This is a genomic window from Providencia sp. PROV156, assembly GCF_028480905.1.
Lineage (GTDB): Bacteria > Pseudomonadota > Gammaproteobacteria > Enterobacterales > Enterobacteriaceae > Providencia > Providencia hangzhouensis.
Window position 1 is genome coordinate 18,958 of sequence record NZ_JAMPPE010000009.1, and the last position, 14,955, is coordinate 33,912.

Here is a 14,955-nt window from a genome sequence, read left to right on the forward strand (position 1 = left end):
GTCTCCATTAAATAAAAATAAGGCTATGTCAGAAAACTTTCGTCCAATAAGTTGGGCTAAAAATCCACACCTCCAAACATTACTGCCAAGGATTTTCCGTAGAACACCGAAAATCAAACCTATATGGCAGCGGCTTGAATTGCCTGATGGCGATTTTATCGATCTCGCTTGGAGTGAAAAACCTGAGCTAGCGGCACATAAGCCACGTTTAGTGATCTTCCATGGTCTCGAAGGCAATTTTAAGAGCCCTTATGCCCACGGGATGCTAGAAACGGCCCAAAAGCATGGTTGGTTGGGTGTAATTATGCATTTTCGCGGTTGTAGCGGTGAACCCAATCGCCAACAGCGAATTTACCATTCAGGTGAAACCAGTGATGCTCGCTATTTTCTCCGTTGGTTAAAACAAACCTATGGTGATACGCCGACGGCCGCAGTCGGCTATTCTCTTGGTGGTAATATGTTAGCGTGCTATCTCGCAGAAAGTGGGCAAAATGCAGATTTAGATGCGGGCGTCGTGGTTTCGGCCCCATTAATGCTAGAAGCCTGTTCTTTGCGGATGGAAAAAGGAATATCTCAATTCTATCAACGCTATTTACTAAATGGCTTAAAACGTAATGCAACGCGTAAATTGGTACGCTACCCTGGCTCACTACCTTTAAACTTGCTGCAGCTTAAACAACTAAAACGCATCCGTGAATTTGATGATGTGATCACTGCTCGTATTCATGGTTTTGATGATGCGACAGATTATTATCAAAAATGCAGCGCATTACCCAAGTTAGCTTATATCACTAAACCAACGTTGATTATCCACGCTAAAGATGACCCATTCATGGCGCCTGAGGTTGTTCCTGATTTATCATTTTTACCCCACAATGTGGAATACCAAATGACAGAACATGGTGGGCACGTAGGCTTTGTGAGCGGTACCTTGAGGAAACCGCAAATGTGGTTAGAAACACGCATCCCTCAATGGTTAACGCCTTATTTAGATAAGGAAATAATGTGATTATTCCTTGGCAAGAACTTGAACCTGAAACATTGGAAAACCTAATTGAAAGCTATGTCTTACGGGAAGGAACCGACTACGGCTCCCATGAAAAAAGCTTACAAGATAAGGTCAACGATGTGAAACGGCAGTTAGTTTCTGGTGAAATTGTGCTAGTCTGGTCTGAATTGCATGAATCGGTTAATTTCATGCCTAAGGGGAGTTTTTCTGTCTGATGTTTTTATTCTATGGTTCATTTTTACGTCATCATCTATCATGAATTAAGTTGCGGGTTTTCCACATAATCATGTCGTAAAACCATCAAATAAAACTCAAAACCCTAACACCCGTTAATCCGCTTCATGCACTATTGATTAAAATAGTGCTTATAAGCGCAACACAGGGAGTCCACGATGTCCAAAAAGCACCCAATCATTGCTATCACTGGTTCGAGCGGAGCTGGCACAACCTCAACTAGCCAAGCATTTCGTAAAGTTTTTCACCAATTAAATATCCAACCAGCAACATTAGAAGGGGATAGCTTTCATCGCTATACACGCCCTGAAATGGATATGGCTATCCGTAAAGCCAGAGAACAAGGCCGGCACATCAGTTACTTTGGCCCCGAAGCGAATGATTTTGCGTTGCTTGAACAAACCTTAATCGACTATGCAAAAACAGGTTGTGGGCAATCCCGTAAATATCTACATACTTATGATGAAGCGGTACCGTATGGCTTGCAACCTGGGACATTTACCCCTTGGGAGCCACTACCAGACAAAACAGATATTTTATTTTATGAGGGGCTGCATGGTGGCGTTGTCACTCCAGAACATAATGTTGCACAACATGTTGATTTGCTTGTAGGTGTTGTCCCTATTGTCAACCTCGAATGGATCCAAAAATTGATCCGCGATACCACAGAGAGAGGGCACTCCCGCGAAGCGGTTATGGACTCTGTTGTACGTTCAATGGGGGACTATATTAATTACATCACGCCACAATTTTCTCGCACCCATATCAATTTTCAACGCGTTCCTACGGTAGACACCTCTAACCCATTTTCGGCTAAAGCTATCCCATCACAAGACGAAAGCTTTATTGTGATCCGCTTTCGTGGGCTAGAGCAAATTGATTTCCCCTATTTGCTGTCAATGATATCCGGCTCTTTTATTTCAGCAATGAATACAATTGTCGTCCCAGGAGGGAAACTCAGTTTAGCAATGGAATTAATTATGGCACCAATAGTCGAAAAACTAATTAATCAAAAGAACAACAGTTAAATTATTTTTTGATTAAAAAATAAGATGCTTATCATTAATTAAGGTAAGCATCTTTTAATTCAAATATACCAATAAAAATTAAATTTATTTTTAGTTTTTTATTTCAAAGCTGTGTGTGACTTCAACGGTTTTCTCTAACATCAATGCGACTGAACAATATTTTTCAGCAGAAAGTTGAACGGCTCGTTCGACCGCTTTTTCCGTTAATTCATTCCCTGTTACAATAAAATGTAAATGGATTTTCACAAAATAACGAGGGGCTTCTTCGCGACGCTGTGAGGTTAATTTCACCTCACAATCCGTAATATCATAGCGGCCCTTTTGTAGAATCGAAACGACATCAATCGCGCTGCAACCACCCGCAGCCATTAGCACCATTTCCATTGGGCTTGGGGCTTTATCACCTGCATTACCGTCCATCATCACTTGGTGCCCAGACGCTGACTCCCCTAGAAAAGAAAGTCCTTCAACCCACTTAACTCTTGCTTCCATTATATTTCCCCTTGAAATGAAATCGGTTTAAAGGCTACATTGTTCCATAGATACAATGAATGTTATATCAACTTTATTTGGCTGAAGCGATACAGGGAAGACTTTCTTTATTGGATATGCTACAAACAATACTTAGTTGATAGGATTAAGATCAAAACTCAACGGTTTAATTGATCATATTATAGTGTTGATATCAATTTGCGTTACCCAAAGCAATCAAAAACGCTGAAGCAATCAGCTGTTAGATTATTTAAAGGTATATAAGGCAAATTAATATGCTAAGCTAGTGACTTTAAAGCCAGCCTTTCTTGTACGTTTTTCCGAATGGCTGCAATAACATACAGAGGATAACGCTAATGGTTCTCGGCAAGCCACAAACAGACCCTACTCTTGAATGGTTTTTGTCACACTGCCATATTCATAAATATCCATCCAAGAGCACTCTTATCCATCAGGGTGAGAAAGCAGAAACCCTTTACTATATCGTTAAAGGTTCGGTGGCTGTTTTAATTAAAGATGAAGAAGGCAAAGAAATGATCCTCTCTTACCTGAATCAGGGGGATTTCATTGGTGAGCTTGGGTTATTTGAAGAAGGGCAAGAACGTACTGCGTGGGTTAGAGCAAAAATAGCCTGCGAAGTTGCTGAAATTTCATATAAAAAATTCCGTCAATTGATTCAGGTTAACCCTGATATTTTAATGCGCCTTTCTGCGCAAATGGCTAGTCGCCTACAAACAACATCTGAGAAAGTCGGTAACCTCGCATTCTTAGACGTTACAGGCCGTATTGCTCAAACTCTATTGAATTTAGCCAAACAACCTGATGCGATGACACATCCAGACGGTATGCAAATCAAAATTACCCGTCAGGAAATAGGCCAAATCGTGGGTTGTTCCCGTGAAACAGTTGGCCGTATTTTGAAAATGCTTGAAGATCAAAATCTGATCTCTGCACATGGTAAAACCATCGTTGTTTACGGCACACGTTAATTAACCTTTCAGCCTCGCTCTCTTGGCGAGGCGCGCATTTCGAATAGCGTTATAACATGGGTATAACGCTATTTCTCCAAAATACGATTCTTTATATATCATTTTTTAATGAGTGTCGTTTCTTTATATTTTTCTAGCTAATGATCAAACTAAGATAATAGGAGTTAATCATTATTAGGAGATTATTAGTCGTGGAGTTAAACACTCAAGAAAATAATATAAAAAAATCACCTAGCTGTATGGATAATAAAAAAATTACATCCAAAAACCTTTCATTTATTGAAGGATTAAATGTTATTAAACCATTAAATACTGGAGGTTATAAGAAAGTAAATTTCGCTATTAAAACTTGTGAGTTTTACAAGAGAGAACAACCCGAGCTAAGCCAACTACCTTACTCACCACCTGTTGAAAAACTCTTATTGCCTTATACCTATTATCAAGATGATTTAGTTTCCCCATCAGATATCTTTGAAAATAGCATCACTATAGAACATGATTTACCAATAAAAATCAACCTGGAAAATACGCACATGAAAATCACCAGCGCTAATGCCGAGCTAATTAATACCAACAGAAAAAATCTTTTAATTAACGATTTTGGTATCAATAAAATAAAACAATTCTTTTATAATTCGATTGAAAAAATACAATCGACAGGCAAGATTCAAGCTTTAGTGGTTAAAAACAAACTGAATCCTAGAAAGGAAGATTTATACAGCGTTAAGTTCTATAGCAAAAATGGGGTATCTGAAATACAAAAGGCTAACAAACAAGACATAGGGGTTATAAACGAAGAAAAGAACCCTCCTATATCACTTTCAGACAAGGATAAAGAACAATTTATTCAAACTAAAAGTCTAAAAAATGAAATTCATGAACTCGAAAAAAAGATACTACATTATGAACATTTCAACAATGCAGATGATAAATTTAAATATACAAAATCCACTCAAGATTTAATTAGTGAATGTATTTCATCCCCATTTAATAAAAGAAATACTAAATTTAGTGCTACCATTGACACTATGAATGGACTCATTAATGAATTAAATGTTCGACTCAGTTCTCTTAAAAAAAATGAAGAGGAAAACATAAAACTTACATCTAAAAAAAACATATTCAATAGTAATGAGAGCCTAAGCTCAAATTCCTCAAGTTATTTTTCAGAAACAGTTGATGAATCAGGTTATAGCTCAGAAGAGGCTGAAAATAGAGATGTGATTAATAATATTATTAATCAAAAAAGTCATGAGCTAGAAAATCAAAAATTAAAAAATACAGAAACGCCTCATAAAAAAACATACATTCCCGTGAAACCAAAAAAAATAACATATAAATTTAATGGGGAAATTTATCAAACTAACACATCAATATCAAGAGCTAAACATAATAGTAAAATATATCAATTTGCACTAAATGGAAGCTCACCAAAAATAATTTCAAATAATGGAAAGCCAGATACTACAAATTTAGATACTCAATTAAAAAATCACAGGAAACAGTCAATGATTTGAGCCATCTCAAAAAAGAAATAGAAAAGGAAGAAGCCAATTCTACTGAAATAAGAATTCAATTAAATAATTTAACGCATAAGGTAGAAGCTTAATTAAAGCAAAGGTAAGGGTGAGGTGCAGAAAATTCATTTCTGCACCTTTAATACAATGGTTAACCTAGCAACTTCTCAATCGCCATTTCTAATTTCGCCATGCCGCTATTAATTTCGTCTTCCGAAATAATCAACGAAGGCGTAAAACGTAAAACATTAGTGCCTGCATTGAGCATCATCAGCCCTTCTACTGCGCTGGCTTGCAGGATATCTTTCGAACGGTTTAATAATTTGCCATCTAACTCCGCGCCGATTAATAATCCCATTCCTCTGATTTCAGAAAAAATGCCGTATTTATCGTTCAATTTATTTAAATGGGCAACAAACAGCTCACGACGCTTTTCGACACCTTTTAACACTTCTTCAGTATTAATAATATCAAATGCCGCATTGCCTACTGCACACGCTAAGGGATTGCCACCATAGGTGGTGCCGTGCGAACCCACCTCCATGGTTTTTGCCACTTCTTCCGTGGTGATCATAGCGCTGATAGGGAAACCACCACCCAACGCTTTTGCTGTCGTTAGAATATCGGGAGTGACATTGTAGTGCATATAAGAAAATAGCTTACCAGTACGCCCCATTCCGCTTTGCACTTCGTCAAAGATAAGTAGTGCGTTATTTTCATCACAAAGTTTACGCACTCCTTGCAGAAATTCTGATGTCGCAGGGGTGACACCACCTTCCCCTTGTACGGGCTCTAACACCACAGCACAGGTATTTTCATCAATGACCGCTTTGACCGCATCCAGGTCATTAAAAGGCACATGAATAATATCCGCAGGCTTTGGCCCAAAACCATCTGCATATTTCGCTTGCCCGCCAACCGAGACGGTAAATAATGTGCGCCCATGGAAGGCTTGTTTGAAAGCAATAATCTTCGTTTTATATGGGTTATATTTGGTGATAGCGTAGCGACGCGCTAATTTAAACGCGGCTTCGTTAGCTTCTGAGCCTGAATTCACAAAAAACGCACGGTCAGCAAATGTCGCATTCGTAAGTTTTTGTGCTAACTTTAGCGCCTGCTCGTTGGTGAAAATATTACTGACATGCCATAGCTTTTCGCTTTGTTCACGCACAGCAGCCACCAAACTAGGGTGACAATGCCCTAAAGCAAGAACCGCGATCCCACCGGCAAAATCAATATATTCTTTACCTTGCTGATCCCAAACGCGACTCCCTTCACCTTTAACTGGAATAAATTCCGCCGGCGAAAAAATAGGCAACATAACTTGATCGAAAGTCTGCCGATTAACTGCGTGTTGTTCTGCTGCTGCGTATTGTTCTGACATACCCCTCACCTGCTCTTATTTAATGCGATAATGAAAATATAATCATTAAATATGAATAAAAAATCAAAAAAGAGCAATAGCAAAGGGCATAATATGCATAATTAATTTATTCTGAACCAGATTTATAAATTAATATTTTAGAAAATTATTTAGTAATTCATGGCCTTGCTCACTCAGAATGCTTTCAGGATGGAACTGAACGCCTTCTATAGGCAAGGTTTTGTGCCGTATTCCCATGATTTCATCAACATCACCATTATTCAGTGACCATGCTGATACATCAAAAGAAACAGGGAGTGTCTCTGCCGCAATTACCAGAGAGTGGTAACGTGTCACCGTCAAGGGCCGGTTCAAGCCTTTGAATACCCCTTGATGATTATGGTGAATCGCAGAGGTTTTACCGTGCATAACTTCTCGTGCTTTAACAACTGATGCACCAAAAGCTTGCCCAATGGCTTGATGCCCTAAGCAAATACCTAAAATGGGAAGCTTACCTGCAAAATATTTTATCGCCTCAAGGGAGATGCCAGCCTCATCCGGTGTACATGGCCCAGGTGAAATCACAAGATGTGTAGGCGAAAGCTGTTCAATTTCTTCGATGGTAATTTCATCATTACGTTTTACAACAACTTCAGCCCCTAACTCACAAAAGTATTGGTATAAGTTGTAAGTAAATGAATCGTAATTATCAATAAGTAGAAGCATATTAGCCTATCCGACTGATTTTTATCATTATATATTATTTCTTATGCATATTTTTATTGTGTTGGCAATCAGAACGATGATTAAAACACCATAAAAATAATAAGGGCGGCTATCATAGCACAGCCAAAGCAGGAAAATAGCCTATTTAAGTCAATGATTATTTTTTATCAGAGAAAATTTCCATATAAAAATCATGGAATTATATTTACATCCCTATAACAAACTCACATTTTGATTAAGAATTACTTTAAATACAATGAAATAAAAGGCGATTAAAACATAATAAGCACTGACACATTTTAACTAACATAGTGAATAAAGAGAAACTCAAAGGGGAAGGAAAAGCGGATTTTAAAAAAAGTGGGCACGTTAAAACAACCTACCCACTGTATTCGACACGATAGTTTTTAATTACTACTGTTTTTTAATCACTAAGGCTTTTTAATCACTTCAGCAGAAATGATTGTAATTGGCTCTACAGGAACATTTTGATACGGGCCGACGTTCTCTGTTTTTACTTTAGAGATTTTATCTGCAACATCCATCCCTTTCACCACTTTACCAAATACGGCGTAACCGAAGTCACGTTGTCCGTGGTCTAAGAACGCGTTATCAGCAACATTAATAAAGAATTGGCTCGTTGCGCTGTCTTTATTTGCAGTACGTGCCATAGAGATAGTACCGCGCAAATTACGTAAGCCATTATCTGCTTCATTTTTGATTGGGGCACGGGTTTGCTTTTGCTGTAAATCTTTATTAAAGCCACCGCCTTGGATCATAAAACCTGGAATAACACGGTGGAAAGTAGTTCCGTTGTAATAACCTTCATTAACATACTGAACGAAATTTTCTGTCGTAACAGGGGCTTTTTTACTATTCAGTTCTAATTCGATATCACCCGCCGACGTGACTAGCTTGACATAAGTCTCACCCGCAGATAAAGCAAGAGAAGATGCGCTCATTGCGCAGACGGCCAAAAGTGGCACAAAAATTCGTTTTAACATGTAAGGTCCCTTTCGTTATAGCTCATTACAACTGCAATCAAGCAATTCTAGAGTGAAGCTAACAAGAATGCTGAAGATTTACCTATATTTACGCCCAAAAACAAAAGTGCATCAAATGCGTTAAATTCTAGACCACTTTCAGCAAAAGGCGTCATGAATAATGGCTATTTTTCTATTATTACAATTGCGCGGCTCATAACACAGGAAAAATAATACCAGATTCAAAGAGAAAAACCGTTGAGGGGAGATTTCAAGTTGTCGGGAAGTGCTAAGCAAAGCTATAATCCCCAAGCCTTTTGAGGCTAACTCAGGGAGAACGACAAATGGCAATTAAAAATCATAACTACCAGATGGCAAAGTTTGTCATCAGTGCACCCGATATCCGTCATCTACCTAAAGATACTGGAATTGAGGTGGCTTTTGCTGGCCGCTCTAATGCGGGGAAATCCAGTGCGTTAAACGCATTAACACAGCAAAAAAGCTTAGCACGTACCAGTAAAACACCAGGAAGAACTCAGCTAATCAACCTATTTGAAGTTGAGGAAGGCGTTCGCCTTGTTGACCTTCCAGGCTATGGTTATGCCGAAGTTCCTGAAGAAATGAAACGTAAATGGCAACAAGCACTCGGGGAATATCTCCAAAAAAGAGAATGCATTAAGGGGCTGGTTGTATTAATGGATATCCGCCATCCATTAAAAGACCTCGATATGCAAATGATTGAATGGTCTGTTGCGATGAATGTACCCGTTTTAGTTTTACTCACAAAAGCAGACAAACTGGCCTCTGGAGCAAGAAAAAAACAACTGATGGAAGTTCGCCAGGCATTGGCTCCACTTGAAGGGGATATTGAAGTCGAATACTTTTCAGCACTGAAAAAGATTGGTATCGATAAACTCCGCATTAAGCTAGATAGTTGGTATAACACACCGGCTTGATTTCTTTTATTGTGAGTCAGAAATGGCTCATAACACCCTTACGTATTCTAATCCACTGAATTTTAGATAAAAAAATGCTCCAGTCAAAAAACTTGACTGGAGCAGCTAATATTCAGCTAAATCCGATTACGTGAAGTAAAAGGTCTGAAAGATAGAACATCTTACCTCTGTACCCTACGCCTATTAATGTACTTTATTTTTCGCTCGAAAAAAAGCCTTTTTGTAATTTTTTTTCAAAGCTTTCTACGATTCAGCACAGAAATATGAATGAAATAAGCTAAAAAACGGATTTTAATTACATATTTATGAGATGTATGTCGCATAAAAATGTTAATCATTTTCTTGACTGTCATCACAAAAATAATTGATTTATTGCAGAGTTATATTGAATTTCTAGATAATAATTTCAAATGCATAATTATCTGTTATACCTTCGCTTAAACGTAAAAAACCCCCAGTAATTGATTATCCAACTCTTGGGGGTCTCTTCATAATGGAGGTTCTATATATTCAATATGATTAAAAATTAGTGGGCTTCATCCCAGTTGTCACCAATTCCCACATCCACTTTTAATGGCACATCCAGTTTCATGCTTTGTTCCATTAATGACTGGACCTGAGCTTGAACACGCTCTAATTCAGACTCTTTGACCTCAAAGACCAGCTCATCGTGAACTTGCATTAGCATATCTGCATGCGGTTTTTCAGTTTGCAACCAATTATCAACGGCAATCATGGCTTTTTTAATGATGTCCGCTGCGGTTCCTTGCATTGGGGCGTTGATCGCTTCGCGTTCTGCCGCTTTACGGCGCATTCCATTACTCGACTTAATATCCGCTAAATATAAGCGACGGCCTTCAAGTGTTTCAACATAACCTTGTTCAGAAGCTTGTAAGCGTGTGTTTTCCATATAACGTAATACACCAGGGTAGCGTTCAAAGTAGAGATCCATATAGCGTTGAGCTTCACCACGAGGGATCCCTAATTGACGCGCTAAACCAAATGCACTCATGCCATAGATAAGCCCGAAGTTAATCGCCTTGGCACTACGACGCTGGTCACTGGTGACTTGTTCCAGTGGTACACCAAAGACTTCAGCGGCCGTTGCTTTATGGATATCTTTCCCTTCCGCAAACGCAGTTAATAGGCCTTTATCTTGAGATAAATGCGCCATAATACGTAATTCAATTTGTGAATAGTCCGCTGCCATCACTTTGTAGCCTTCACGCGCGATAAAGGCTTGGCGGATCCGGCGACCCTCTTCCGTTCTAACTGGAATATTTTGTAGGTTAGGATCTCGAGAAGATAAACGCCCCGTTGCTGTAACAGCTTGGTGGTAAGAAGTATGAACACGCTGAGTACGCGGGTTAATCATGAGTGGCAGTTTATCCGTATACGTGGATTTTAATTTGGCTAAACTACGGTGCTCAAGCAACAATTTTGGCAATGCATGGTTTAGCGCTAATTCTTCAAGCACTTCCTCATTCGTCGATGCTGCCCCACTTGGCGTTTTCTTGATCACTGGCAACTGCAATTTTTCGAATAAAATCGTTTGTAATTGTTTTGGTGAAGCGAGGTTAAACTCCTCCCCCGCAAGCTCAAAAGCTTCCTTTTCCAGTTCAGCTAAACGAGCGGTAATCACTTTTGACTGCGCAGCAAGCACGTTAGCATCAATTAGAACACCTTTACGCTCCATTCGGACTAACACAGGCACAAGTGGCATTTCAATATTCTGGAAAATGTGATTAAGCTTAGGTTCAGCCTCTAATTGTGGATATAACGCTTGATGCAGTAATAGCGTGACATCTGCATCTTCCGCCGCATAATTAGCGGCTTCTTCTAAAGCAATTTGGTTAAATGTCAGCTGTTTTTTGCCCTTACCTGCGATTTCTTCAAAGCTCACGGTTTTATGGTTCAAATGGCGATCGGCCAAGCTGTCCATATCATGGCGTCCCATCCCCGCAACACTGTTTAACACATACGATTCCAGCATGGTGTCATAACCGATACCTTTTAATTCGATGTCATAATTTTCAAGAACTTCTGCATCATACTTCAAGTTTTGGCCAATTTTGAGGATGTTTTCACTCTCAAGGATAGGCTTCATAAGTTCCAAAACCTCTTCCAGAGGAAGCTGTACTGGCGCATCAAGGTAATCGTGACCTAATGGTAAATAAGCGGCATGCCCCGGCTCAATTGCAAATGACATCCCCACTAAACGAGCTTCTTGGGTATCTAAACTATCGGTTTCAGTATCAAAAGCAAATAATGATGCTTTGCTTAATTTTTCAACCCAGCGCTCTAAATCGGCTTTTTCTAGAATCGTTTGGTAATTTTCGGCACACAATGTTGGCACAGTTGGGTTTGATGGCTTCACAGGTGACGCTGCTGGTGTTGGGCTAGGTTTCGCACTTGAGCCTTTACCCTCCATCCAAGTCCCATTTTCAACATCGGCTAGCCAACGTTTAAATTCATAACGGCTGAATAATTGATGCAGTTTATCCACATCTGGCTGAGCAACTTGTAGCTCTTCACATGTTTTTTCCAGCTCAACATCCGTTTTAATCGTCGCTAATTGGTATGATAAAAAAGCAACATCACGGTTTTCAGCCATTTTAGGGGCTAACGTTTTAGAACCTCTAAAACCTAATGGAGCAATAGCCTCAAGGTCATTATAAATTGCTTCTAAGCTACCAATACCTTGCAGTAAAGCGAGTGCTGTTTTTTCACCAACGCCAGGCACCCCAGGAATATTATCTGACGAATCCCCCATTAATGCTAAAAAGTCGATGATAAGTTCAGGGGGAACACCGTATTTTTCTTTGACTTCATCAGGCCCTAGAATAGTGTTATTCATGGTATTGATGAGCGTAATGTTAGGCTCAACTAATTGCGCCATATCTTTATCGCCCGTACTAATTAACACTGGCGTACCTTTTCGGCTTGCTTCACAGGCTAATGTCCCGATGACGTCATCGGCTTCCACTCCTGAAACCACCAGTAAAGGCAAGCCCATCGCTTCCACCATTTCATGTAATGGGGCGATTTGAGCGCGTAAATCATCAGGCATGGGTGGGCGATGTGACTTATAGCTTTCAAACAATTCATCACGAAATGTTTTTCCCTTCGCATCAAAGACAACCGCTACATGGCTAGGTTTATACTGCATAATTAAACTACGTAGCATATTAAGCACGCCATACATTGCCCCTGTAGGCTCACCAGCACTATTGGTCAGTGGAGGGAATGCATGGTAAGCACGGTATAGGTAAGAGGAACCATCAACCAAAATAAGAGGGTTTTCTGCAATCTGAGCCATAATCTGTCATCATCTTTTTAGTCAGGAACGAATACCAATAGGATGCCATAATGTGGCCTCAGATACATCCCAAGTTTTATATTCCGCTTAGTTAGATAATTAAAAACACACCAAATCATCCACTATTATAAGTACACCATTGATTACAGTTAATTAAAATTAATCACGCCGATTAACTAAGTATCTGACTAACATCCTGTGGATAAGCTTGTGTGTAAATTTGTGTTACTCAGTAAATTCAACAAGTAATATGGCTGTTAACAATATAAACAGAAAAGTAAAATCAAAGGGTTAGCGCATAATTGAATGGGTTTAATACAGGTGAGAGAAAGTCTTTGAATTGTGGATATTAATAGAAAAAAAGAGACGATGGCGAGTATACCACCGTCTATTTACGATTATTTTTTATTTACTAAGAAGTTCACAACATTAGAGAACTCTTTGCCGTAGTCCGCTGCGTTATCAACTGAGATACCGTTATTACGAACTTGGTATTTACCATCAACAAATAATGCAGGAACACCGCGCAGTTTTAAGTCTTGCGCTGCATTTTGCTGTTTCGCAACGATAGATTTCACAACGAAGCTGTTTAAAGCTGCATCATACTCTTCACCAGAAATACCTGCTTTGATAAAGGCATTACGGATATCTGCTTTACTGTTGATAGTTTGCGTTTTTTGGATACCTTCAAACAGGATAGGTGTGACTTTGTCTTCTGCTTTCAAGACAATCGCAACGGCCCAAGCTTGAGTTAAATCGGCACCTAAAGGGCCAAGAAAATCAACGTGATAACGTTCCATTTTCACGCCTTCTGGTAAGTTTTTCTCTACAGTTTGAGGCACTTTATACACGCTCTCAAATTGATAGCAGTGTGGGCAATAAAACGAGAAGAACTCCAGAACTTGAGGTAAATTTGGTACAGCTTTAACATCAGTATACTCTTTACCTTCCGTGTAATTTGCCGCTGCAGCACTAAAAGACATGGCAATACCAAGCAAAGCCAACATAATTTTTTTCATAGACTACATTCTCCAAAAACAAAAACTTAAAAGTTAAAACTGAGGGGTTAACTGCAAAGGGGCGTCTTGCAACCGTTCAATCTGTTGATTAAATTCGAGCGATTGTTTTTGCCAAAAATCATCAGCTTGTAGCCATGAAAATGCTCGAGGAAACGCAGGGTCTTGCCAGCGGCGGATAATCCACCCGAGGTAATGTACCATACGCATTGCTCTAAGAGGTTCAATAAGCTTCAGCTGTTTTACATCAAAATCACAAAACTCATTATACGTTTCTAATAACGTATCCAATTGAATGACTTGTTCTTGGCGAGAGCCATTAAGTAGCATCCAAAGATCTTGGACTGCTGGCCCATTTCGGGCGTCATCAAAATCCACCAGCCAAGCTTCATCACGCCACAGAATATTGCCTGGGTGGCAATCACCTTGTAGGCGAATTGATGAAATTGAGTCAGTCCAGTGTAATTTTACTTGTGCAATCAATGCATCTAAAGACTCTATAAATTGAGATTTATAGCGTTCTGCAATCAAAGGGCTTGAGGCTATCACTTGGCGAGGCTGTGCCAAATACTCATCAAGACCCATTGTCGGACGAAATGCAAAGTTTTTACGCTGGCCAATTTGGTGTATACGTCCTAGCAAATGGCCTACACTTTCTAATTGAAACAAGTTATCTGTTTCATATTGTCTGCCACCGATACTCGGAAAAATTGCAAATATAAACCCACCAAACTCCAATACCGTTTGCCCAGCAAACTCAAGAGGCGCTGCGACAGACAGCCCTTCATCTCGAAGCTCTAAAGTGAAATCGTGCTCTTCTTGAATTTGTGAACGGTTCCAACGCTCAGGACGATAAAATTTAACCACATAACGTTGCCGATTTTCGTCTTGGAATTGATAAACCCGATTTTCGTAGCTATTTAATTCAAGCAGACCTGATTCGGGGTAAACCCCGACTTCCATTAAGGCGTCTAAAATTAAGTCAGGGGAGATTCCACTAAAATGGAAATTCGAATGTTCTATTTCGTCCATCGCGTTTTAGTCTTTAATAATGCCACGGGCACGCAAAATAGCGGTTTTAAAGTCATCTTCATAATCTTTTTTTAAACCCGGGATCGCTTCATTGCTATCCGAACCACGCATTTTTAAATGATAAATTAGCACATCATCTGTTAATTCAGATAAACTGCCTTTAAAACCTGCTTCATCAGCCAGTTTTTGCAATAATTCTACCAAGTTTAAATCTGAATTATCTTTCCAGACAGGATGCAGAAGCTCAATAACTTCATTTAAGCGATGGCATTTCATGTTTATTCCTTTATC

At 39.3% G+C, this 14,955-nt stretch carries 15 protein-coding genes; 6 read left to right on the forward strand and 9 right to left on the reverse strand.

The features are described 5' to 3' along the window. Positions 1-25 precede the first annotated feature (25 nt). The 3 genes from PSF31_RS08510 (at position 26) to PSF31_RS08520 (ending at position 2,271) form a co-directional block, all read left to right on the forward strand. On the forward strand, positions 26-1,009 hold the full coding sequence (locus PSF31_RS08510) for a hydrolase (RefSeq protein ID WP_036958590.1): 984 nt from the start codon (positions 26-28) through the stop codon (positions 1,007-1,009). Further along, positions 1,006-1,224, forward strand: a complete 219-nt coding sequence (locus PSF31_RS08515) for a YheU family protein (protein WP_004262551.1) — start codon at positions 1,006-1,008, stop codon at positions 1,222-1,224. The genes PSF31_RS08510 and PSF31_RS08515 overlap by 4 nt, the downstream gene beginning before the upstream one ends. 177 nt (positions 1,225-1,401) lie before the next feature. Next, positions 1,402-2,271: a phosphoribulokinase gene (locus PSF31_RS08520; protein WP_096863570.1), complete on the forward strand. Its 870-nt coding sequence runs from the start codon at positions 1,402-1,404 to the stop codon at positions 2,269-2,271. Positions 2,272-2,361: 90 nt separating this feature from the next. Here the strand turns inward: PSF31_RS08520 and PSF31_RS08525 are convergent, their stop codons facing one another. Beyond that, positions 2,362-2,763, reverse strand: a complete 402-nt coding sequence (locus tag PSF31_RS08525) for an OsmC family protein (protein ID WP_004262554.1) — start codon at positions 2,761-2,763, stop codon at positions 2,362-2,364. Positions 2,764-3,119: 356 nt separating this feature from the next. Here PSF31_RS08525 and crp point away from each other — a divergent pair, with 356 nt between their 5' ends. Both crp and PSF31_RS08535 read left to right on the forward strand, forming a co-directional pair. Beyond that, on the forward strand, positions 3,120-3,752 hold the full coding sequence (crp, locus tag PSF31_RS08530; protein WP_004262556.1) for a cAMP-activated global transcriptional regulator CRP: 633 nt from the start codon (positions 3,120-3,122) through the stop codon (positions 3,750-3,752). A gap of 191 nt (positions 3,753-3,943) precedes the next feature. After that, the gene (locus PSF31_RS08535; protein WP_164561246.1) at positions 3,944-5,269 is read left to right on the forward strand and encodes a hypothetical protein; all 1,326 of its coding nucleotides are present in this window, start codon (positions 3,944-3,946) and stop codon (positions 5,267-5,269) included. Between the two features lie 151 nt (positions 5,270-5,420). On the opposite strand, the gene PSF31_RS08540 is transcribed toward PSF31_RS08535, so the two are convergent. The 3 genes from PSF31_RS08540 to ppiA form a co-directional block, all read right to left on the reverse strand. Continuing rightward, on the reverse strand, positions 5,421-6,653 hold the full coding sequence (locus PSF31_RS08540; protein ID WP_096863567.1) for an aspartate aminotransferase family protein: 1,233 nt from the start codon (positions 6,651-6,653) through the stop codon (positions 5,421-5,423). A gap of 129 nt (positions 6,654-6,782) precedes the next feature. Continuing rightward, positions 6,783-7,358, reverse strand: coding sequence for an aminodeoxychorismate synthase component II (locus PSF31_RS08545; RefSeq protein WP_004265957.1), 576 nt, complete (start codon positions 7,356-7,358; stop codon positions 6,783-6,785). A 431-nt stretch (positions 7,359-7,789) separates the two neighbouring features. Further along, the gene (ppiA, locus tag PSF31_RS08550; RefSeq protein ID WP_004262568.1) at positions 7,790-8,362 is read right to left on the reverse strand and encodes a peptidylprolyl isomerase A; all 573 of its coding nucleotides are present in this window, start codon (positions 8,360-8,362) and stop codon (positions 7,790-7,792) included. Positions 8,363-8,685: 323 nt separating this feature from the next. Between ppiA and yihA the strand changes: the two genes are divergently transcribed. After that, positions 8,686-9,297 (forward strand): ribosome biogenesis GTP-binding protein YihA/YsxC, encoded by a 612-nt coding sequence (gene yihA, locus PSF31_RS08555; RefSeq protein WP_036958591.1) that lies wholly within the window; start codon positions 8,686-8,688, stop codon positions 9,295-9,297. 112 nt (positions 9,298-9,409) lie between these two features. On the opposite strand, the gene PSF31_RS21105 is transcribed toward yihA, so the two are convergent. From PSF31_RS21105 to PSF31_RS08575, 5 genes are all read right to left on the reverse strand, one after another. Then, entirely contained in the window at positions 9,410-9,457 is a 48-nt protein-coding gene (locus PSF31_RS21105; protein ID WP_438361642.1) for a hypothetical protein, read from the reverse strand. Positions 9,458-9,823: 366 nt separating this feature from the next. Continuing rightward, on the reverse strand, positions 9,824-12,616 hold the full coding sequence (polA, locus tag PSF31_RS08560; protein WP_096863566.1) for a DNA polymerase I: 2,793 nt from the start codon (positions 12,614-12,616) through the stop codon (positions 9,824-9,826). Between the two features lie 398 nt (positions 12,617-13,014). After that, a complete protein-coding gene (dsbA, locus tag PSF31_RS08565) occupies positions 13,015-13,635 on the reverse strand; it encodes a thiol:disulfide interchange protein DsbA (RefSeq protein WP_004262579.1) in 621 nt (206 codons plus the stop codon). A gap of 33 nt (positions 13,636-13,668) precedes the next feature. Continuing rightward, the gene (locus tag PSF31_RS08570) at positions 13,669-14,664 is read right to left on the reverse strand and encodes a serine/threonine protein kinase (RefSeq protein ID WP_096863564.1); all 996 of its coding nucleotides are present in this window, start codon (positions 14,662-14,664) and stop codon (positions 13,669-13,671) included. Between the two features lie 6 nt (positions 14,665-14,670). Continuing rightward, complete coding sequence (locus PSF31_RS08575) at positions 14,671-14,940, reverse strand: YihD family protein (RefSeq protein ID WP_004262581.1); 270 nt, start codon at positions 14,938-14,940, stop codon at positions 14,671-14,673. Between the last annotated feature and the right edge of the window lie 15 nt (positions 14,941-14,955).